A 21,359-nucleotide genomic window follows, 5' to 3' on the forward strand; every position below is an offset into this window, starting at 1 on the left:
GGGTTTACGGCGTGTCCTGCACGGCCATGCCCTCCGCCTCCCCGACGTATCAGGAAGGCGCTGCTTTGGCTTTGGCTTTGAGCTTCGAAAAGCGGGCCGGCGGGCCGCAGGCCCGCCAGCGAACTCCTCACCCCGCCACAATGTACTGCTGCAGTTGATCCAGCTCCCGCCGCTGCGCATCGATCACCGACTTCACCAGGTCGCCGATGGAGATCACTCCCAGCACCTGTGCGCCCTCCACCACCGGCAGGTGGCGGATGCGGTAGTCGGTCACCAGCTGCAGGCAGTGTTCCACCTGCTCGCCCGGCGACACCGTCACCACCTGCGCCGTCATGATCTCCGCCACCGCCGTATCGCGCGACGAACGATCGCGCAGCACGATCTTGCGCGCGTAATCGCGCTCGGACAGGATGCCGACCAGCCGCGGCCCGTCCATCACCAGCACCGCACCAATGCCCTTTTCCGCCATCAACCGGATCGCGTCGATCACCGCCGCATCCGGCGCGACCGCATGTACTTCAGGAGACTTGCCGTCCAACAGTTGCCGTACCGTGGTCATCCGCCTGCCCTCCAAGGGTGGGTTGCAGGGCCGAGTCTGCCACGGCGGATGCTAGCCACGCGTCAACCAGGTACAACGGCCGCTGCTTGGACTCCTCGTACAGCCGGCCCAGGTACTCACCGATCAAGCCAAGTGCGATCAGCTGCACGCCGCCCAGGAACAGGATCACCGCCATCATCGTCGGCCAGCCGGCAACCCGGTCGCCGTACAGGGCCGCCTTGGCGATCACCCAGACACCGAACACGAAGGCCACCGCCGCCGTCGCCAGGCCCATGTAGGTCGCCGCGCGCAGCGGGACGGTCGAGAACCCGGTGATGCCCTCCAGGGCGAAATTCCACAGCCGCCACAGACTGAACTTGCTGGATCCGGCCACGCGCGCATGGCGGTGATAGGGCACCGCGATCCGCTTGAATCCGACCCAGCTGAAAAGGCCCTTCATGAAGCGGTGGCGCTCACGCATTTCGCGCAGTGCACTCAACGCGCGCGCCGAGAGCAGGCGGAAATCGCCGGTATCGGCGGGGATCGGTGTGCGCGACAGGCGCCCGATCACCCGGTAGAACATCGCGGCAGTAGCGCGCTTGACCCATGCCTCGCCATCGCGGGCCATGCGCGTGCCGTAGACGTTGTCATGGCCTTCGCGCCAACGCGCGACAAACTCCGGCACCAGTTCCGGCGGGTCCTGGCCATCGGCGTCAAGGATCATCGCCGCGCCGTCGCGCACCAGATCCAGGCCGGCGGTCAGCGCTGCTTCCTTGCCGAAGTTACGCGACAGCTTCAGGGCGGAGACCCGTACATCGGACTGGGCCAGGCCGGCAATCACCTCCCAGGTGCCGTCATGGCTGCCATCGTCCACATAGAGGATGTGGCCCTCGATGTCGGGCATGCCGTCGAGCACGGCGCACAACCGCGGATGCAGCAGCGGCAGTGCCAGGGCCTCGTTGTAGGCAGCGATGACGAAAGTAAGCCGTTCGCGGGTCATGCCCGGATTGTACGTCGCCGGCAGGCGCACGGCCTGCCGACCGGGCCGCCTGGGCCTCACTCCTCCGACAGGTACGCCGCCCCACCCAGCTGCCGCGCCTGGCGCTGGATCCACGCCGCGCGCCGCTGCACATACGGCCCCGGCGCCGCTGCGTTGTAGCGCCGCGGTGCCGGCAGCACCGCCGCCAACCGCGCACTCTCGGCCGGGCTCAGCCGCGCCGCATCCTTGCCCCAGAATTTCTTCGCCGCCGCCTGCGCGCCGTACACACCATCACCGAACTCGGCGATGTTGGCGTACATCTCCAGGATCCGCTCCTTCGGCCACAGCGCCTCGATCAGCACCGTGTACCAGACCTCCAGGCCCTTGCGGATCCAGCTGCGGCCCTGCCAGAGGAACAGGTTCTTGGCCACCTGCTGGCTGATCGTGCTGGCCCCCCGCAGGCGTCCGCCCTTGGCATTGTGGTCGCGGGCCTTCTCGATGGCCTGCAGATCGAAGCCACTGTGCTCGGGAAAGCGCTGGTCCTCGGCCGCCACCAGCGAAATCGGCAGGCTCGGCGCCATCTGCTCCATATCCCGCCATTGGTAGTGCAGGCGATAGGACCAGTCACCCTCGCCCAGCGCCTCGCCATAGCGCCACAGCATGACCGTGGACAGCGGCGGGTCGATGAAGCGCAACACCAGCACCTGCAGGCAGCTGAAGGCGGCCAGCAGCACGGGCAGCCACAGCAGGCGCTTCCAGTGCCAGCGACGACGGCGTGGCGGAGCCGCAACCGCCTCTACCTTGTGCTGCTCTCCTGCTGCCCCCATTACTGGTGCATCCTTCTTCTGTCTGGTTGTCGGCACATTATCCGGCAACCGCCCCTGTTTACGCGCGATGTGAGCCGATGACCGCCAACCCCGATTCCCTGATCCGCTTCCTGCTCCCCGACGCTGGTGTCCGCGGCGTCCATGTGCGCCTGCAGGCGACCTGGCAGGAGATCCTGTCCCACGCCCAGTACCCGGATACTGCCGCTGAGCTGCTCGGTGAAGCCTGCGTGGCCTCGGCACTGTTCACCGGCCACACCAAGATCGATGGCCGCCTGTCGATCCAGCTGCGCAGCAGCACTGCACTGCGCACCCTGTTCGCCGAATGCACCGCGGCCGGCACCCTGCGCGGCATTGCCCAGCTCAGTGAAGGCGCCGATGCACCGCGCGACCTGTCCAATCTCGGCGACGATGCCCTGCTCGCCATCACCATCGAGAACCCGGGGCTGGACCCGCGCGAGCCGCAGCGCTACCAGAGCCTGGTCGGGCTGACCGCGCCGGAACTGGACGAGGCCTTCGAGGACTACTTCCGCCAATCCGAGCAGCTGCCAACCCGCCTGCTGCTGGTCGCCGACCGCGACGGCGCCGCCGGCCTGCTGCTGCAGAAGCTGCCCGGCGACGAGGGCGACGAGGATGGCTGGGCACGCGCCAGCGCGCTGTTCGAGACCCTGGGCAAGGCCGAACTGCTGGGCACCCCGGCCGAGCAGCTGCTGCACCGGCTGTTCCACGAGGAGCAGCCGGCGCTGCTGGGCGAAAAGCCGCTGTCCTTCGCCTGTTCCTGCTCCCGTGATCGGGTGGCCTCGATGCTGCAGTCGCTGGGCGAGGACGAGGCCCGTGCTGCCGCCGAAGCCAGCGGCGCGGTCGAGGTCCGTTGCGAATTCTGCGGGCGGGAGTATCACTTTCCGTTGACGGAGTTCGGCATACTGTTCCACGGTGCCGAGGGGACTGTGCCGGCGCCTGAACGGCTTCAGTAAACGGCTTGTCTTGCATCTGGGGGGATCAAGGCTTGTTAAGAATTCATAAACACCCTAGGATCAAGTTCCCGTATCCGCGGGAACTTCCGTTGTCCGTCCCTGTCTGAACTGGTCCGATGCGTACCTTCCTGCGTCTACCGCTGGCCCTGCTGATCGCCCTTGGCGCGATCACGGGCGTGCACGCGCAGAGCAAGGACACCCGCACCGTGCTGCCGGTGTGGAACAAGGGCAGCGGCAAGGTCGAGGCCCTGCTGTATCTGGAACCGACCGGCGAACAGGCGGCCGGCGCGCGCTGGCACTTCGGCCGCAACTCGCTGGATGCAGCCTTCGGGCTGTCGTCCGGCGACTCGCTGGGCCTGCTCTGCAACAGCAGCGGAACCAGCATGAGCGGACTGGCCAGCCATTGCATGCTGGCCAGCCTCGGCGATGACGATGACCTCAACAGCCGCCGCTTCACCGGCACCGCTGCGCTGAACCGTGGCAACAGCCGCCTGGGCATCACCGCCGGTACCGGCCGTGAAACCCTGCCGGCCTGGTTGTCCGGGCCGAACAAGACACCTTCGTTGCGTGCCGAGCAGAACGACCTGACCGTATTCGCGCAGAAGAACATCGGCCGCGAAGGTTTCGTCTCCATCGCCGGCACCTACGCCAAGGCGCGGCTGGTGCCACTGGCCGATGCCTCACCGGCCATCGTCGATCGCTGGGACAGCAAAAGCCTGAGCATCGGTGCCGGCTATGGCAACTTCACCGGCAGCATCATCGGCCGCGTCATTGACGTACCCGGCAAGCCAGGCAAGTGGGAAGGACTGGGTATCGGCCTGACCTGGCGCACCCCGTGGTCCGGCCAGCTCACCGTCGGCGCCGAGAATGTGATCAGCCGCGGCAAGAACCCGTTCTCGCCCCGCAACGAGAGCAACGACGACGGCACCGTGCCGTACGTGCGCTACGAGCAGGACCTGTAAGCCCCCTGCCTGATCGCAGCGTCAACGCTGCGATGCTCTTCTCTTCTACCTCCCTGGTGACACAACGTCACCTGCCTGCGGCTGCGTGCATGGCGACGTGCACTGGGCCGTTCCGCCCGGTGCCGGCCGGCGAACCCACCCCATGAAAAAGGCCACGCCCCTTTCGGGGCGCGGCCATGTCACACGTACGGATTACGCTGCAATCAGAAGCGCTGCGTGTACTTCATGTACAGGAAGCGACCGATGTCGAAGCCACCGTAGTAGGAGACGTTGGCGTTCGGCTGGCTGTACATGGTCGGGCCCACGCGGCCGAACACGTTGTTGGCACCCACCGCCACGGTCGCGTTCCACGGCGCGCTCCAGCGCAGCTGGACGTCGTTGAACACCGTTGCGCCACGCTGGTTGGTCGCGCTGCCCACGGCCACGCCCTGGTTGTTCGGCGAGGCGTAGTTCGGCAGGTTGCACTCTTCCGGGAACGTCACAGCACTCAGGCACGACTCCTTCATGCCCGAGAAGTAACGGACGGTCCAGCTGGCGCCGAAGTCACCCATTTCCCAACCCAGGTTCAGGTTCGAACGCACGCGGAACGCGCCGCCCGCCCAGCCCACGCCGGTGCGGGGGTTCGGGTGGGTGACCGGGTTCTTGGTGGTGACCAGGTCATCACGCGAGGTGTAGGTGCTGGTCCACTGCGCGCTGAAGTTACCGAAGCGATCGGTCGGCAGGCGGTAGCTGACGTCCAGATCGAAGCCTTCCACCTCGCGGTAGCCGGCGTTGATGCCGGTGCGGTTGAGGTTGTTGACGATGCCGGTCACCGGGTCGCGCGTGAAGGCCGAGCAGCGCGACGCGATGTCGTTGAGGTAGCAATCGTTGAGGATCAGGTTGGCCGTGTCGGCGATGATGGTGTTCTCGACACGGATTTCCCACCAGTCCAGCGACATGTTGAAGTTCTGGATGAAGCCCGGGCTCCACACCACGCCCAGCGTCTTGGACGTCGAGGTTTCCGGAGTCAGCTGGTCGTTCGAACCCGAAACGAAGGCCAACGGCGTCTGCGACGACGCAGCGGTGGTCGGGGTGAAGCCCTGCTGCTGCTGGCGGAAGTTAGCGACATTGACGCCAGCCGGCAGTGCGGCGGCGCAACGGGCACGCACCGCAGCATTGGTACGCGCAGCGCCATAGACCGAATCGCACGGATCGGTGTAGAAGTCGAACGACTGCGAACCACCGCTGTACAGGTCGGCGATGGTCGGGGCACGGAAGCCCTCGGCCCAGGTACCGCGGATCAGCACTGAATCGACCGGCTTCCATTTGAAGCCGAACTTGCTGTTCAGCGTGGTGCCGAAGGTGTCGTAGTCCGAATGACGGGTGGCCGCGTTGAGGCTCAGCTCGCGGGCGCCCGGCAGATCGGCCAGGATCGGTATGTTGAACTCGGCATAGACTTCGTCAACCTTGTAGCCACCACCGGTCGGGAAGTTGGCCAGGCCGGAAGTGTTGCCCGACTGCACCAGCGCATCCGGGCTGAAGCTGCCCGTTTCCTTGCGGTGTTCGATACCGACGGCGAAGCCCAGATCGCCCGCAGGCAGGGTGAACAGGCTGCCGGCCAGGTTGGCGGTCACGACCTTGGTGGTGGTCTCGGCGGTGGAGTGAGCCGCCGGGAACAGCAGCTTCTGCAGCGCATCATTGCCGGTCAATGCGCCATTGGCACCGTTGCTCGGAATGCCGGCACGCAGGAACGGGTTGTACGGCACGCACTGGTTCAGCGGAATCGGACTGGCGGCGGTACCGCACTGCGCCACGCCGCTGCTGTTGATGAAGGACGGGCCCACCGCCGCACGCAGCGCGGTCAGGTTGAGGTCACCGGTGCTGGTCTGGACCAGCTTGTTGTTGTTGTACAGGTAGCCGACATCCCAGTCGAACAGACGGTCAGCGAACTCGAAGCTGCCTTCCAGGCCACCACTGAAGCGGAACGTGGTCAGTTCGGCGCGGGTGTTGCGCGGCACTTCCAGGGTACGACGCCACCAGTTGCTGATTTCGGTGCCCAGCGGGTTGAACGCGCTGGTGGCCGACATCGGCGAAGTGAAGGCCAGCGCCTGGTACGGGTAGCCGGCGATCTGACGGTTCGAATCGCGGTAGCTGTACAGCATGTTGGTGCGCAGGCGCACATTGTCGGTCAGGTCATAGATACCATCGACGAACACCGCGCGGCGTTCCTGCGGGGTACGCAGGTCGGTCTGCAGGTTGGTATTGGTCTTGTCCTTGGTGACCAAGCTGTTGACGTTCTGCGCGACGTAGTCGGCCTTGTTGTTCGGGTTGCCACCCTCACGCAGGATCACGCGCACTTCGCGGTTGGGATTGCCCGCACTGGCAGCCGGATAGGTGACGCCCGGCAGGCCATCGGCCGGACGGCTGACGAAGCCACCGAATTCACCGACGGTGGTCCAGCCGAAGTCCGGGTGGTTGGCGCTGCGCGGGAAGGCACCGTACGGACGATCCGCCGCCCGCACCTTGTCTTCCTTGGCGTACTCGGCACCGATGGTCAGCGAACCGCGCTCACCCTTCACGCCCATGGTGAAGTCCATGGTGCGGGTGGCACCGTCGCCCTCACTGTACTGGCCGTAGTAGACGCTGCCGGTGGCGCCTTCGAAGTTGGTACGGGTGATGATGTTGATGACGCCGGCGATAGCATCGGAACCGTAGATCGACGAAGCGCCATCCTTCAGCACTTCAATGCGCTCGATGGCCGACACCGGCACGGTCGAGATGTCCTGCAGGCCACCGGTGGTGATGCCCAGGCGCTTGCCGTTGAGCAGCACCAGGGTACGGGTGGCACCGAGATCACGCAGGCTGATGTAGGTACCGCCCACGGCTTCGCCCGAGGACAGCGGCTGGGCACGGCTGATCGGCGGCGAACCGACGGCGCTGATGTTCTGCAGGATGTCGGCGACCGACGAGAAGCCCTGCTTCTCGATATCCGCGCGGTTGAGGGTCAGGACGGGCTGGGCGGTTTCGACGTCGACGGTACGGATGCGCGAACCGGTGACTTCGATGCGGTCCAGATTGGTCGCTTGCTGGGCGAGGGCCGTGCCGGTGCCGGCCACGGATGCGGCGCTGGCCGCCAACGCAACGCACACAGCATCGCGCAGCTTGTTGCTGTTCAACTTCATGGGCTCTCTCTCCATGGATCTTGGGTTGTGTGCTGAGTCCAGCCGGCGTGCCAGAAAAGGAGGCACAAAAACGACTGGTGACCCGATAGTAGCCACACTTGATCTGGAATTAAAGAGTCGTTAAGAAAACGCCCAAATCGCGTGAAATCGGTCTCACTGCGACATACGTTGGCGCATTGAGGCCGTCCTGCTTGACGCTTCCAGCCTCAGCAGGACGCCCCCTTGCCCATTCAGCTGGGGATGAGCGTGTCGATCAGATGCTCGACGTAGGCCTCGAAATCTTCGCGGGCCTGCTTGGGTTGCTGCAGCTGCAGCGACAGCTGCAGGAAGCCTACATAGGCCGCGTAGGCCAGGCGCGCGCGATGGCGTGCATCGGTCGAGCTGAGCCCGGCCTGGCGGAACGAGGCGATCAGGTAATCCAGGCGGCGCTGCGAGACGCGGTCGATCACCGGACGCACCATCGGGTGGTCCAGCGCCTTCAGCAGTTCGCTGTAGATGATGTGCGGCTGCACCTCATGGGCGACCATCTGGAACAGCTGGCGCAGGCGCACCCGGGGATCGGGCACGTCTTCGAGACTGCCGAACACCTGTTCCTGTTCGAACAGCTCCCAACGCTCCAGCGCGGCCTGCAGCAACGCATCACGCGAGGGGAAATGCCAGTAGAAACTGCCCTTGGTCACGCCCAGGCGCCGCGCCAACGGTTCCACCGCGACGGCACCCACGCCTTGTTCAGCAATCAGATCGAGGGCCGCCTGGGCCCAGTCTTCGGCACTCAGGCGGCTGTTGCGGCCGGCGCGCGGTTCGCCGGCGGAAGCGTCAGGTTGATTCATGGGCTGATTTAACCATACGCCGGGGTTCGTTGCAGTACGCGAATGCGGCCGAATCCGTCGCAGAGCAGTCCGGATGGCCTTCCGCATCGCACCATACGATGCAGTATTGACTTCCTTCCGAAGCAATCCATACTAGCAAGTATGGTTACGTCCCCGACTCCCGCTGCGTTCCATGACCTGCGCCTGGAAGCGGCCCATGGCACCCGTCTGGCCGCCACCGCCAGTGACCACGGCCGTCGAGGCCGTGTGCTGTTCGCACATGGCTTCGGCCAGACCCGGCATGCCTGGAATGCGACCGCCGGCGCACTGTCTGCAGCTGGCCTGCAGACCCTGGCCTACGATGCCCGCGGCCATGGCGATTCGGACTGGAATGCCGCCGACCTGCCCTATCACGGCGAACAGTTCGCCGATGACCTGATCGTGCTGGCCGGCGAGCAACCGCGCCCACCGGTGCTGGTTGCAGCATCGATGGGCGGCCTGTTCGGCCTGCTCGCCGAATCGCGCTGGCCGGGCCTGTTCTCGGCGATGGTGCTGGTCGACATCACCCCGCGCTGGGATACCGCTGGGGTCGAACGCATCCTGGCCTTCATGACCGCTCACCCCGATGGCTTCGCGTCGCTGGCCCAGGCCGCCGACGTGATCTCGGCCTACATGCCGCACCGCCCGCGCAAATCCGAACAGTCGCTGCGCGCCCTGCTGCGCGAGGACGACCACGGCCGCTGGCGCTGGCACTGGGACCCGCGCCTGGTGGCCGAACTGGCCCGCGACAGCGAGCAGCACCAGGACGCGCTGGCTGAAGCCGCGCGCCAGGTGAAGTGCCCGTTGCTGCTGGTCAGCGGCGGTCGCAGCGATCTGGTCACGCCACAGACCGTGGCCGAATTCCTGGCGTTGGCGCCGCACGCGCGCCATGTACAGCTGCCGCAGGCCACGCATATGGTTGCCGGCGACGACAACAACGCCTTTACCGCTACTGTGTTGGACTATCTGGACGTGTTGCCCGCAGCGGATGCTGCGGCTTCGTCCGCCACAAACGAGCACGTCACCGGAGCACGCTCATGAGCATCGTTCTTCCCTTCCTCGCCCTGCTGCTGGCAGGCGCGTTCGTCGCCTACCACCGCATGCGGCTGGTTACCTGGACGCTGATCAGCGTGGCCCTGCTGGTCGCCTGCTGGTTCGTGCCCTACGTCAACCAGACCGCCACGATCGTTGCCGCCGCCGTGCTGGCGGTGATCGCCGTGCCGCTGCTGCTGCCGTTCATCCGCAAGCCGCTGCTGACCGGCCCGATGATGAAGGTGTTCCGCAAGGTGCTGCCGCCGCTGTCGCAGACCGAGCGCATCGCGCTGGAAACCGGCTCGGTCGGTTTCGAAGGCGAGCTGTTCACCGGTGACCCGGACTGGAACATCCTGCTGAACTACCCCAAGCCGCAGCTGACCGCGGAAGAGCAGGCCTTCCTCGATGGCCCGGTCGAAGAGCTGTGCAAGATGGTCAACGACTGGGAAATCACCCACGTCCATGCCGACCTGCCGCCGGAACTGTGGGCCTTCATCAAGAAGAACAAGTTCTTCGGCATGATCATTCCGAAGGAATACGGCGGCCTCGGCTTCTCCGCGCTGGCCCACCACAAGGTGATCCAGAAGCTGGCCTCGGTGTCCTCGGTGGTCAGCTCCACCGTCGGCGTGCCGAACTCGCTGGGCCCGGGCGAACTGCTGGTGCATTACGGCACCCAGGAGCAGAAGGACCAGTACCTGCCGCGCCTGGCCGATGGCCGCGAAGTGCCCTGCTTCGGCCTGACCGGCCCGTTCGCCGGCTCCGACGCCACCTCCATTCCGGACTACGGCATCGTCTGCAAGGGCGAGTGGAACGGCGAGCAGGTGCTCGGCGTCAAGCTGACCTTCGACAAGCGTTACATCACCCTGGCCCCGGTCGCGTCGCTGATCGGCCTGGCCTTCCGCATGTACGACCCGGATGGCCTGATCGGTGAAACCCGCGACATCGGCATCACCCTGGGCCTGTTGCCGCGTGATACCGCCGGCGTTGAAATCGGTCGCCGCCACTTCCCGCTGAACTCGACCTTCCAGAACGGCCCGATCCGCGGCAAGGACGTGTTCATTCCGCTGACCCAGCTGATCGGTGGCGCTGCCATGGCCGGCAAGGGCTGGAACATGCTCAACGAGTGCCTGGCCGTGGGTCGCTCGATCACCCTGCCGTCCACCGCCAGTGGCGGTGCCAAGGCCGGTGCCGCCGTGACCGGCGCCTATGCGCGCATCCGCAAGCAGTTCGGCCTGTCGGTCGGCCGCTTCGAGGGCGTGGAAGAAGCACTGGCCCGCATTGGCGGCAAGGCGTACAAGATCAGTGCGCTGTCGCAGGCCACCGCAGCTGCGGTGGACCGCGGCGACGTGCCGTCGGTGCCGTCCGCCATTGCCAAGTACCACTGCACCAACATGAGCCGTGAAGTGATCTCGGACATGATGGACGTGATCGGCGGCAAGGGCATCATCCTCGGCCCGCGCAACTTCGCCGGGCGCAGCTGGCAGGCCGCGCCGATCGCGATCACCGTGGAAGGCGCCAACATCATGACCCGCAGCCTGCTGATCTTCGGCCAGGGTGCGATCCTCTGCCACCCGTGGGTGCTGAAGGAAATGAAGGCCGCGCAGGATCCGGACATCCGTGCCGGCCTGCAGGACTTCGACCGCAGCCTGTTCGGCCACATCCGCTTCGGCATCTCCAATGCCGTGCGTTCGTTCTGGTTCGGCCTGACCGGCGCGCGCTTCGGCGCTGCCCCGGGCGATGCCTACACCCGCCGCTACTTCCGCAAGCTGGACCGCTACTCGGCCAACCTGGCGCTGATGGCTGACATCTCGATGATGACCCTCGGCGGCAAGCTGAAGTTCAAGGAGTCGCTGTCCGGCCGCCTGGGCGACGTGCTGAGCCATGTCTACATGACCAGCGCCATGCTCAAGCGCTACCACGACGAAGGCGCACCGCAGGCCGACCAGCCGCTGCTGGCCTGGGCCTTCCATGACAGCGTGCACAAGATCGAGGAATCGCTGTCGGCGGCCCTGCGCAACTTCCCGATCCGACCGATCGGCTGGCTGATGTGGGCACTGATCTTCCCGCTGGGCCGTCGCGCCGAGGCACCGGGCGATCGCCTGAGCCGCCGCGTGGCCGCCCTGCTGATGGCTCCGAACGAAGCGCGTGACCGTCTGGCCAGCGGCGTGTTCCTGACCCCCTGCGAGAACAACCCGGGTGGCCGCATCAACAGCTACCTGAGCAAGGCGATCATGGCCGAGCCGGTGGAGCGCAAGTTCCTGAAGGCGCTGAAGAGCAAGGGCATCGAAGCGCTGGACTTCAACAGCCAGCTGGACGAAGCCGTGGCCGAGAGCGTGATCACCCAGGACGAGCGCAGCCTGCTGGAAGAACTGCGCACGCTGACCCTGGACACCATCACCGTGGACGATTTCGACACCCACGAACTGCGCGCGGCCAGCTACTACGACCGCCAGCACAAGGACCCGCACTCGCAGGCAGCCTGATCGCCCGCGACATGTGTTGCCTTCGACGGCGGGCTTCGGCCCGCCGTTGTTTCATCTGCCGACCGGAATTCCAACCATGTCCACGCCCCTGCTGTCCCTCTACCAGCGTCTTCAGCGCTGGCCTGCCGGCAACTGGCTGTTCTCCCGCGCGGTGTGCTTCAAGGCACCCTACTTCGCCAGCATTGCGCCACGCATAACCCGTCTGGAGCACGGCCGCTGCGAAGGCACGCTGGCCGACCGCCGCAAGGTGCGCAACCACATCGGCACGGTGCACGCGATCGCGATGTGCAACCTGGCCGAGCTGACCGCCGGGTTGATGGTCGATGCCTCGCTGCCGAAGGGCATGCGCTGGATCCCGAAGGGCATGCAGGTGCAGTACCTGGCGAAGGCGCGTGGCACGCTGCGGGCGCTGGCGTTGCCGGCGCAGCCGATTGTCGTCGCGGCCGAGGGCTATGCGCTGCCGGTGACGGTGAGCGTGCGCGACCGTGCGGGCACCGAGGTGTTCAGCGCGGTGATCGACATGTGGCTGTCGCCGGCGAAGTAGTGTTCCCGCGAACGGCACAGCCCCTCGTGGGTGGACGGTTGGTCGCGGAAAGCTTTGGTTTGGCTGGGGGCGGTGGGTTCGCGGGGGACGCCGTGAACCCGTCCATGGGGGCTTGGCCGCGGCATCCATGCCGCGGACACCCCCGCGGACCCACCGCCCCCAGCCTCTGACAGATCTCTGCGGCGTCCACCCACGGAAGAGAAAAAGAAGAGCAAAAGCAAAAGCGGCCCACCGGCCGCTTTTTTCATGCGCGCAGAACCCACGAGCGCAGCGACCCGCTGTTGCTCTTGATCTTCTTTTTCTTCTCCGTGGGCTGGCCGCGCACGGAAACTGTCAGGGGTGGGGCGGGTGGGCCGTGCAGGGGCGTTGGCGCCATGGATGGCGCCATCGAGCTTACATGGGTGAAGGCGCTTTGCTTGCGAAGCACTGCTTCGCAAGCGCCTGAACGCACAGCCGCCAGCGGCTGGGCCGGGCCCCGGAGGGGGACTTGCAGCGTCCCCTGCACGGCCCACCCGCCCCACCAATCACATGAACAGCTCTACGCGACCACCCCACGAGGGGCTGCGCCGTTGGCTGGAAACTACGCCAGCGCGCGAAACACCAACGCCAGAATCGCCGGTACGGCCTGGATCATGAAAATGCGCCGGCTCACGCTGTACGCGCCATAGCACCCCGCCACCACCACGCAGGCCAGCGAGAACGTCACCAGCACCGGCTGATCGATCACCAGCCCCACCACGATGCCCGCCGCCAGGAAGCCGTTGTACAGGCCCTGGTTGGCCGCCAGCACACGCGTGGCCTGCGCCTTCTCCGGCGTATTGCGGAACGTCTTCAGGCCCAGCGGACGGGTCCACAGGAACATCTCCAGCACCAGGAAATAGGCGTGCAGCAATGCGACCAGCAGGGTCAGGGCAAGTGCGATCCAGTACATGGGCGGTTCCTTGGATAGATGGATGGGGTGATGGGGTCAGAGCCCTCTCCGTGGGAGAGGGATCCGACCCCGCGCGTCTCAGCGGTCGCGCGGCAGCTTCTTTTCTTCGCGCAGCACGCCGAATGCGGCGGCGGTCATGCACGCGGCAACCAACACGCCACCGATGAACACCACATGGGAACCCAGCAGCGACAGCCCCTTGTGCACCCAGGTGAAGCTCAGGTCCGCTCCGCGGTAAACCACAGTGTCGATGGCCGCGCCGGCCTTGTAGCGCCACTGGCGGTCCACACGGGTGTAGATGGTCTCGCGGGCAGGCTTGGCCAGCGCGAATTCGCTGGCACGGGTCATCACCTGCACCACTGCCACCATCAGCGGCATCGGCGAGGCGGCCAGTACCGAGAAACCGATCAGGATCGCAAAGCCCGGGATCAGCAGCGCCGGGGCGATACCGTGACGTGACAGCAGCCAGCGGGTCAGGCCGAGCTGCATCAACAGGGCCAGTGCGTTCACCGCCAGGTCGATGCGCGAGAAAAACGCCGTGCTCGCTGCCGGGTCACTGAAGGCCGCGCGCACGATGCTGGCCTGCTGGTTGTACAACAACGTGCCCACGCCCACGCCGAACACCACCATCACCGCGAGCCAGCGCAGCAGCGGCTCGCGCACGATCAGCTTCAGGCCATCGAGCACGCTGCCGCCCATCGGCTTCTCGCCCGACACCAGCTGCTGTTCGCGTTCGCGCAGCACCGCCCAGTGCCGCAGCCGCCAGATGCAGAACAGGCACACAAGCAGGAACCCGGCCGAAACCAGCATCAGGTTGGCAATGCCCACACGCTGCACCAGCACGCTGGTGATGAGCGGGCCGAGGAAGGCGCCAACGGTACCGGCCGCACCGATGTAGCCGTAGTACGCACGCGCCTGCGCATTGGAGAACACATCGGCCATGAAGCTCCAGAACACCGCCACCGCAAACAGGTTGAACACCATCACCCAGAGGAAGAAGGCCATGCCGCGCCCTGGCACGCCGGTATCGAACAGTGCGTAGAAGCCCAGCAGGGTGACGATGAAGAAGCCATACACCGCCGGCAGGAACACCCGTCGCGGGAAGCGGCTGACCAGCCAGCCGTAAACCGGCTGCAGCACCAGCATGATCACGAACACGCAGGAGAACAGGAACTGCAGGACGAAGTCCTTCAGCGCAATGCCATGACCGGCGAACCAGGCGATCAGCATCGGCGGGAACACGGTTTCCAGATCGGCCGAGGCGGCCATCGCCTCGCGCACCGGGCGCAGCACGTAGTAGCCGCTGAGCAGGCAGAAAAAATACAGGAACGACCACCACAGGGCCGGCGACTCACGCAGCCCGGTGAACAGCCCTCGCAGCGGGCCGGAACCGGCCGCGCTCACGCGGCTCCCCTCGCCTGCGAAAGGCGGTTGGACAGCGGCATGGCAGGCTCCGGCGGCGGTGAAGCGCGTACGTTAGCCAATGCACTGCAACATCGCCAGCACGGGGCACGCCGAAGGCTGCAACGCAGTGTCACGGACCGGTCCGGGCGACACGTTCCGATACATGCTTTCGAGGTGTCAAAATTCCAACTTTTTCAACGAGATGCGCATTCATCTTCGCTTTGTTTGTGCACAAGGGAAAAGCGGCGCTAGAATCGCCATCAGCAGTCGCGCACGGGTCCAACCGATGAAAAAGAACAGCCTGCGTCGTCCGATCCGTTCGGCGGCCACCGGTTTGCTGGGCATGTTGATGCCCGTTGCCTTGTCCACCACCGCGCAGACCCCGCCGCCATTGCCGCCGATGCCGACCAACATCGAGTCCGCTGGCGGCGCTGCTGTCGCCCACACCCAGCCGGCGGCCTACCGTACCGGCCTGGTGCCGCAGGTGCAGCTGCCAGCGGCCGGCTTCAACGTCGCCAACATCGAATCGATGGCGCAACAGCTGACCTATGGCGAGCGCGTGCCGGGCATGGCCGTGGCGATCGTGCAGGGTGGCCGTGTGCTCAGCGCACGCGGCTATGGCGTCACCGACGTCAACAACCCGCTGCCGGTTGATGCCCACACCGTGTTCCGCCTGGCGTCGCTGTCCAAGGCCTTCGCCGGCACCATGGCCGGCCTGCTGGTCAACGACGGCACCCTGCGCTGGGACAGCAAGGTCACCGACTATGTGCCGGGCTTCCGCCTCAACTCGCCGGAAGCGACCGACCGCCTGACCGTGGCCGACGTGCTCAGCCACCGTGTCGGCCTGCCCTACAACGCCTACGACCGCGACATCGAAGGCAACGCTGAGTACTACTCGCTGACCCAGAAGCTGGCCAACACCGGCCTGAAGTGCCTGCCGGGCGACTGCTACGCCTACCAGAACGTGGCCTTCAGCCTGATCGGCGACGTGGTCTATGCCGCCTCGGGCAGCTTCTACGAGCAGTCGGTCGAGCGCCGCATCTTCAAGCCGCTGGGCATGAACGATGCCAGCCTCGGCCTGGCCGGCATCCAGGCCAGCTCGCGCTGGGCGCGCCCGCACGTGCGCAGCCGCAACGGCTGGGTGTCACTGACACCGAAGCCGACCTATTACCGCGTCGCCCCGGCTGCCGGCGTCAACGCCAGCGCCAGCGATATGGCGCAGTGGCTGCTGGCCCACACCGGCCACCGTCCGGACGTGCTACCGGCGCCGCTGCTGGCGACCCTGCATTCCAGCCTGATCAACACCCCGGGCGAGATGCGTTCGGGCTGGCGCCGCGAGCGCCTGCACTCGGCCGGTTACGCGCTGGGCTGGCGCACCTTCGACTACGCCGGCCACGACGTGGTGTTCCATGCCGGTGCCGTGCAGGGCTATCGCGGCCTGGTCGCGCTGGTGCCGGAACGCGATCTCGGCATCGCCATCATGTGGAACGGCGAAAGCGGCCTGCCCAGCGGCCTGTTGCCGACCGTGCTCGATTCCGCGCTCGGCCTGCCGACGCAGCGCTGGCTGGACGTGGACACCGACTTCGGCAGCGACAACCTGATGGCCGAAGGCGCGAGCCCTGCGCAGCAGGACAAGCGCAAGGGCAAGGGCGCTTCCAGCAACCGTGCCGTGGCCTCGCCGCGCTGATCTGGCGGACTCGACGGTGAGTACGAAGGGCGGCCTGCGGGTCGCCCTTTTTGTTGGCTCGACTCTACAGATGCGAAGGGCAGTCGAGCATGGCTCGACTCTACAAACGCCGGGCTAATGCGCGAAGTAGTGCATGCCGCCGTCCACCGGAATCACCGCGCCGGTGATGTACCCGGCCAGCGGCGAGGCCAGAAAGGCCACCAGCGGCGCCACCTCCTCCGGATCACCAAAACGCCCGATCGGAATGTTGCGTTCGATGAACTCACGCCGGCTTTCCTCGGTGGGATGCAGGCGGTCCCGGATCTGCGCGCTGTTGATCCGTCCCGGCGCGATTGCATTGACCGTGATGCCCTGTGTGGCCAGCGCCGACGACAGCCCTTTGCTCCACAGATGCAACGCCGCCTTCGCCGCCGTGGCAGCGTTCACCGCGCGCGGCTCCATCGAACCGCTGAGGTTGATCACCCGCCCCCAGCCCTGCGCCTGCATCGCCGGCAGCAGTGCCTGGGTCAGGCGGCGTGCTGCAGAGAAGTTCAAGGCCATGGCTTCCTCCCAGACATCGTCGCCCGCATCCACCGTGGTCGGCCGCCCTCCTCCAGCCGCGTTGACCAGGATGTCCACGCGCTGCAGCGCCGCCAGCGAGGCATCGGCGATGCGGCGCACATCATCGGCATCGGTGACATCACCGAGCACGATGACCGGCGCGGGCGCGCCACCGCTTTCGATTTCCGCCGCCAGCGCCTGCAGCGGCTCCGCGCGCCGTGCACTGATCACAACACGCACACCCTGCGCCGCCAGCAACCTGGCGACACCGGCACCGATGCCACTGCCTGCACCGGTGACCAGCGCGGTGCGTCCTTCGAGGTTCAAGTCCATGGTGTTCTCCTGTGAGCATGGCCGGCACATCCGGCCCGTGCAGCGCATGCTCTTTGATCACCACTGATTGATAAACTCCGCGCAGGTTTCAGCATTCAACACCCGGGGTGTCAGATGAACCTGCTGGAGAGCATGCAGGTCTACGTGCTGATCGTGGACAGGGGCAGCCTCAGTGCTGCAGCAACGGCGATGGATATCTCCGCGACGATGGCCGGCAAGCACCTGCGTGCGCTGGAAGCACGCCTGGGCATGCAGCTGCTCAGCCGCACCACCCGGCGCCAGCACATGACCCCCTTCGGCGAGAACTACTACGCGCGCTGCAAGGAGATCCTGCGCCTGGTGGACGAGACCGATGCGCAGGCCCAGCATCAGCAGCTGGCACCCGCAGGAACGCTGCGCATCAGCGCCCCGGTAATCTTCGGTACCCATGCACTGGTGCCGGCGCTGGCCGAGTACATGGCCCGCTACCCGGACGTCCGTGTCGAGGCGACGCTGACCGACCGCGTGGTCGACCTGACCGAGGAAGGCTTCGAAGCAGCGCTGCGCATCGGCACGCTGGCCGGCAGCAGCGAGCTGGTGGCACGCGCACTCACCCCGTATCGCCTGATGATGTGCGCCTCGCCGGCCTACCTCGCACGCCACGGCACCCCGGATACCTTGCCGGCGCTCGCCTCGCATCAATGCCTGTCCTTCGAACCCAGCGCGCTCGCGCAGTGGCTGCAGGCCGGCGCTGGCGAGCTCGACCGAACGCCCGATGGCCGGCTGCAGATCAACAACGGCGAAGCACTGCGTTCGGCCGCACTGCATGGGCTGGGCATCGTGCTGCAATCGACCCTGCTGCTGGCTGCGGATGTCGACGCCGGGCGCCTGGTGCAGCTGTTCCCCGAGCACGGTCAGGCCGGTCGGCCGATGCACGTGGTCTACGCCCACGACCGCTACCGCTCAACCCGCCTGCGCAGCTTCCTCGACTTCCTGGTGGAGCGTTTTCCGCCCTTGCCGACCGCGTTCGCAACCGACATCCGAGCATAAAAAAACCCCCTCCCTGCTGGGCAACAGGGAAGGGGTTTCAGGATGCGGCTATCGGGAAGTACTTAGATCAGCGGCGCCGGGGTTGCCGGCAGAGCGACCGGAGCAGCCTTCTTCTTGCGGGCGGCCGGCTTGCGCTTGGCAACCTTCTTCGCTGCCTTCTTCGGGGCAGCCTTCTTGGTGGCCTTCTTCGCGGTCTTCTTCACTGCCTTCTTGGCGGTCTTCTTTACCGCCTTCTTTGCAGTCTTCTTTACGGCCTTCTTGGCAGTCTTCTTTACTGCCTTCTTGGCGACCTTCTTGGCCGGCTTGCGGGCAGTGACCTTCTTGGCAGTCTTCTTGGTGGCCTTCTTGGCTACCTTCTTGACGGCCTTCTTCGCGGTCTTCTTGACGGCCTTCTTGGCAGTGGACTTCTTGGCTACCTTCTTTGCCGCCTTCTTCACTGCCTTCTTCGCAGTGGTCTTCTTGGCGACCTTCTTCGCAGCCTTCTTCACTGCCTTCTTGGCGGTCGCCTTCTTCGCGACCTTCTTCACTGCCTTCTTGGCAGCGGCCTTCTTAGCGACCTTCTTCACCGCTTTCTTGGCGGCGGGCTTCTTCTTCGCAGCTTTCTTGGTTGCCATGGGATGGCTCCTCGTCAGTGATAGGGAGTTGAAACGCCCAGGTGGATCAAACCCGCGGATGCTGCGTGCGGGGACCGCCGGCGCGTCAGGCGCGCCGTTACGGATGCGGCAATGCCCGCCTCGATCGGCGGAGCGGGCATCGGAACGGGAGGTACCTTGCATTTCTCCGGGGGAAGCGGGGCCATGTCCACCGTCATCAGGGTCGCGGTGGTCTTGAAGGGGCTGCTTCGCATCGGACGATTGATTCTGCGCACTCGGTTGGGCAGGCAAGGTCTGCTGAGGCGAAACCTAATCACGGTTTTTTTTACTGTCAACAACCCCCGCGAAAAATTTTCACATCCGCGCCGTCCGCGGTGGCGCCTGCACGGTCGCTGCGGCCCGCCTGCAGCGACCGCCAAAGTGCCGTGCACGCACGTTGCCTGCGACAACGCAAACGCAATCGTTGAACAAAAAACACTTGAAATAGGCACTCTGCGCAGAAGCGTGCATGTTCGTCGCCACAGCACACATGCATCGTCAGTGACCTTCGACGCTGCCGCCAACGCCAGCACAACGGCGCCGCAACAGGGGATCAAAAGTTTTCACATCCGGGCGCGCCAACGCGGGGTGGAAACGCGGAATTGCGCAAAACTGCGCATGCCCTTCCATGCCGTTCGTCTACCCTCTGATGCCGTGCTGAGGGCATGCAGCGAACCCGTCGTCATGAGCCAGGCACGGTCGCCAAAACAAAAACGGCCACCCGAAGGTGGCCGTGTCCGAACCCGGAAGCGACGACTCAGTGGTCTTCGTCTTCCAGTGCTTCGGCGTACGCGTCCGGATCCAGCAGCTCGTTGAGCTCTTCGGCGTTGGACAGTTCGACCACGTACATCCAGCCGTCGCCGTAGGCATCTTCGTTGATGGTTTCCGGCTTGTCCGACAGCGCCGAGTTGACCTCGACGATGGTGCCGCTGACCGGGCTGTAGACGTCGGAGGCGGCCTTCACCGACTCGACGACTGCGATCTGCTCGTTGGCCTTGGCGGTCGCGCCGACTTCGGGCAGCTCGACGTAGACCAGGTCACCCAGCAGGCCCTGGGCGTGGTCGGAAATACCGACGGTCACGCGGCCATTGCCTTCGACACGGGCCCACTCATGGGACTTGAGGAACTTGAGGTCGCCGGGGATCTCGCTCATGGGACTGCTCCAGAGATATGCAGGGGTGGAAAAAACGGGGCTAGTGTAACCAACCGGCCGCCACTGCTGTCAGTGACGACCGGCATGTTTGGATCAGGCGTCGCCAAGCACGCCGGGCTGGGCCTGGCCTTCGCGCACGAACGGGAACTTGACCACGCGCACCGGCACCTGCCGGCCACGGATGTCGACAGTGACCTGGCCCAGTTCGCCGGCCGGAACACGGGCGAAGGCGATGCCCTTGGCCAGAGTCGGAGAGAAGGTGCCGGACAGGATCTCGCCCTGGCCACCGGCGGTGGTCACCGCCTGGCCATGACGCAGCACACCCTTCTCGTCCATCACCAGGCCGATCATCTGGCGTGCGTTGCCAGCGGCCTTCTGTGCTTCCAGCTCGTCGCGGCCAATGAAGTCGCGGCCCTCGTCCAGCGACACGGTCCAGGCCAGCGCCGCTTCGTACGGGCTGATTGCTTCGTCCATGTCCTGGCCATACAGGTTCATGCCGGCTTCCAGGCGCAGGGTGTCGCGTGCGCCGAGGCCGGCCGGCTTCACGCCCGCCGCCAGCAGGCGATTCCAGAACGCGACCACGGCGTCCTGCGGCAGCAGGATCTCGAAACCATCTTCACCGGTGTAGCCGGTGCGGGCGACGAACAGCTCGATGCCATCGTCGGACTGCGCCTGCAGCGCGGCGAAGCGGCCCAGCTTGGTCAGCGCTGCACGGTCGGCTTCGCGGGCCAGGCCGATGACGATGTCGCGCGCCTGCGGGCCCTGCACGGCGAGGATGGCCAGGTCCGGGCGCTGCTCGACGGTGACGCCGAACGGCGCAGCCTGCTCGCGCAGCCAGGCCAGGTCCTTCTCGCGGGTGGAGGCATTGACCACCATGCGGAAGAAATCGTCGCCCAGGTAGTAGACGATCAGGTCGTCGATGACGCCGCCGCGCGGATTCAGCATGCACGAGTACAGGGCCTTGCCGGTCACCTTCAGCTTGTCCACGGAGTTGGCCAGCAGGCGGCGCAGGAACGGCTTGACCTGGTCACCGCGCAGGTCGACCACGGTCATGTGGCTGACGTCGAACACACCGGACTCGCGACGCACCAGGTGGTGTTCGTCCAGCTGCGAGCCGTAGTGGATGGGCATGTCCCAACCCCCGAAATCGACCATCTTGGCGCCAAGGGCGCGGTGGGTATCGTTGAGCAGCGTCTTCTGGGTCATGACCGGGTCCGGCAGCAGAGGAAACAAGAATCCCCATTATCCCAGATCGGTCGCCCGCAGGTGTGCCGCAGCGCAGCGCCGGAGCTGTAGAGCCGAGCC

Annotated in this window: 18 protein-coding genes; 7 read left to right on the plus strand and 11 right to left on the minus strand. The window is 65.8% G+C overall.

The features are described from left to right. Window positions 1-127: 127 nt before the first annotated feature. From AC3ITW_RS16755 to mtgA, 3 genes are read right to left on the minus strand one after another with little or no spacing between them, the layout of a single operon-like run. A complete protein-coding gene (locus tag AC3ITW_RS16755; RefSeq protein ID WP_012511858.1) occupies window positions 128-559 on the minus strand; it encodes a CBS domain-containing protein in 432 nt (143 codons plus the stop codon). Further along, window positions 519-1,538, minus strand: coding sequence for a glycosyltransferase family 2 protein (locus tag AC3ITW_RS16760; protein WP_012511859.1), 1,020 nt, complete (start codon window positions 1,536-1,538; stop codon window positions 519-521). The genes AC3ITW_RS16755 and AC3ITW_RS16760 overlap by 41 nt, the downstream gene beginning before the upstream one ends. A gap of 56 nt (window positions 1,539-1,594) precedes the next feature. Beyond that, window positions 1,595-2,344, minus strand: a complete 750-nt coding sequence (gene mtgA / locus AC3ITW_RS16765) for a monofunctional biosynthetic peptidoglycan transglycosylase (protein WP_006384773.1) — start codon at window positions 2,342-2,344, stop codon at window positions 1,595-1,597. Window positions 2,345-2,421: 77 nt separating this feature from the next. Between mtgA and hslO the strand changes: the two genes are divergently transcribed. Both hslO and AC3ITW_RS16775 read left to right on the plus strand, forming a co-directional pair. Continuing rightward, entirely contained in the window at window positions 2,422-3,315 is an 894-nt protein-coding gene (hslO, locus tag AC3ITW_RS16770; protein ID WP_065723912.1) for an Hsp33 family molecular chaperone HslO, read from the plus strand. A gap of 116 nt (window positions 3,316-3,431) precedes the next feature. Next, the gene (locus AC3ITW_RS16775) at window positions 3,432-4,277 is read left to right on the plus strand and encodes an XOO1806 family protein (RefSeq protein WP_006384775.1); all 846 of its coding nucleotides are present in this window, start codon (window positions 3,432-3,434) and stop codon (window positions 4,275-4,277) included. Between the two features lie 203 nt (window positions 4,278-4,480). Here the strand turns inward: AC3ITW_RS16775 and AC3ITW_RS16780 are convergent, their stop codons facing one another. Then, window positions 4,481-7,438, minus strand: coding sequence for a TonB-dependent receptor domain-containing protein (locus tag AC3ITW_RS16780; RefSeq protein ID WP_012511861.1), 2,958 nt, complete (start codon window positions 7,436-7,438; stop codon window positions 4,481-4,483). A gap of 230 nt (window positions 7,439-7,668) precedes the next feature. Then, on the minus strand, window positions 7,669-8,268 hold the full coding sequence (locus tag AC3ITW_RS16785; protein ID WP_012511862.1) for a TetR/AcrR family transcriptional regulator: 600 nt from the start codon (window positions 8,266-8,268) through the stop codon (window positions 7,669-7,671). 141 nt (window positions 8,269-8,409) lie between these two features. On the opposite strand from AC3ITW_RS16785, the gene AC3ITW_RS16790 reads away from it, so the two are divergent. The 3 genes from AC3ITW_RS16790 (at window position 8,410) to AC3ITW_RS16800 (ending at window position 12,345) form a co-directional block, all read left to right on the plus strand. Next, the gene (locus AC3ITW_RS16790; RefSeq protein ID WP_012511863.1) at window positions 8,410-9,327 is read left to right on the plus strand and encodes an alpha/beta fold hydrolase; all 918 of its coding nucleotides are present in this window, start codon (window positions 8,410-8,412) and stop codon (window positions 9,325-9,327) included. Next, the gene (locus AC3ITW_RS16795) at window positions 9,324-11,801 is read left to right on the plus strand and encodes an acyl-CoA dehydrogenase (protein ID WP_489389749.1); all 2,478 of its coding nucleotides are present in this window, start codon (window positions 9,324-9,326) and stop codon (window positions 11,799-11,801) included. The genes AC3ITW_RS16790 and AC3ITW_RS16795 overlap by 4 nt, the downstream gene beginning before the upstream one ends. A gap of 76 nt (window positions 11,802-11,877) precedes the next feature. Next, complete coding sequence (locus AC3ITW_RS16800) at window positions 11,878-12,345, plus strand: hotdog fold domain-containing protein (protein ID WP_006384868.1); 468 nt, start codon at window positions 11,878-11,880, stop codon at window positions 12,343-12,345. Between the two features lie 580 nt (window positions 12,346-12,925). Here the strand turns inward: AC3ITW_RS16800 and AC3ITW_RS16805 are convergent. Then, complete coding sequence (locus AC3ITW_RS16805; protein WP_006384872.1) at window positions 12,926-13,276, minus strand: DUF1304 domain-containing protein; 351 nt, start codon at window positions 13,274-13,276, stop codon at window positions 12,926-12,928. 78 nt (window positions 13,277-13,354) lie between these two features. Continuing rightward, a complete protein-coding gene (locus tag AC3ITW_RS16810; RefSeq protein ID WP_006384874.1) occupies window positions 13,355-14,680 on the minus strand; it encodes an NTP/NDP exchange transporter in 1,326 nt (441 codons plus the stop codon). 286 nt (window positions 14,681-14,966) lie between these two features. On the opposite strand from AC3ITW_RS16810, the gene AC3ITW_RS16815 reads away from it, so the two are divergent. Then, window positions 14,967-16,367: a serine hydrolase domain-containing protein gene (locus AC3ITW_RS16815; RefSeq protein ID WP_100435117.1), complete on the plus strand. Its 1,401-nt coding sequence runs from the start codon at window positions 14,967-14,969 to the stop codon at window positions 16,365-16,367. A 114-nt stretch (window positions 16,368-16,481) separates the two neighbouring features. Here AC3ITW_RS16815 and AC3ITW_RS16820 read toward each other — a convergent pair whose 3' ends face one another. Beyond that, on the minus strand, window positions 16,482-17,240 hold the full coding sequence (locus AC3ITW_RS16820) for an SDR family oxidoreductase (protein WP_197585482.1): 759 nt from the start codon (window positions 17,238-17,240) through the stop codon (window positions 16,482-16,484). Between the two features lie 114 nt (window positions 17,241-17,354). Here AC3ITW_RS16820 and AC3ITW_RS16825 point away from each other — a divergent pair, with 114 nt between their 5' ends. Beyond that, the gene (locus AC3ITW_RS16825) at window positions 17,355-18,269 is read left to right on the plus strand and encodes a LysR family transcriptional regulator (RefSeq protein WP_065723907.1); all 915 of its coding nucleotides are present in this window, start codon (window positions 17,355-17,357) and stop codon (window positions 18,267-18,269) included. Window positions 18,270-18,331: 62 nt separating this feature from the next. Here the strand turns inward: AC3ITW_RS16825 and AC3ITW_RS16830 are convergent, their stop codons facing one another. The 3 genes from AC3ITW_RS16830 to gcvT form a co-directional block, all read right to left on the minus strand. Continuing rightward, window positions 18,332-18,883: a hypothetical protein gene (locus AC3ITW_RS16830; protein WP_006384881.1), complete on the minus strand. Its 552-nt coding sequence runs from the start codon at window positions 18,881-18,883 to the stop codon at window positions 18,332-18,334. Window positions 18,884-19,658: 775 nt separating this feature from the next. Further along, window positions 19,659-20,054, minus strand: coding sequence for a glycine cleavage system protein GcvH (gene gcvH, locus AC3ITW_RS16835; protein ID WP_012511867.1), 396 nt, complete (start codon window positions 20,052-20,054; stop codon window positions 19,659-19,661). A 93-nt stretch (window positions 20,055-20,147) separates the two neighbouring features. Continuing rightward, window positions 20,148-21,260, minus strand: a complete 1,113-nt coding sequence (gene gcvT, locus AC3ITW_RS16840) for a glycine cleavage system aminomethyltransferase GcvT (RefSeq protein ID WP_489389750.1) — start codon at window positions 21,258-21,260, stop codon at window positions 20,148-20,150. Window positions 21,261-21,359 lie beyond the last annotated feature (99 nt).

This window comes from Stenotrophomonas sp. KH_052, assembly GCF_057838755.1.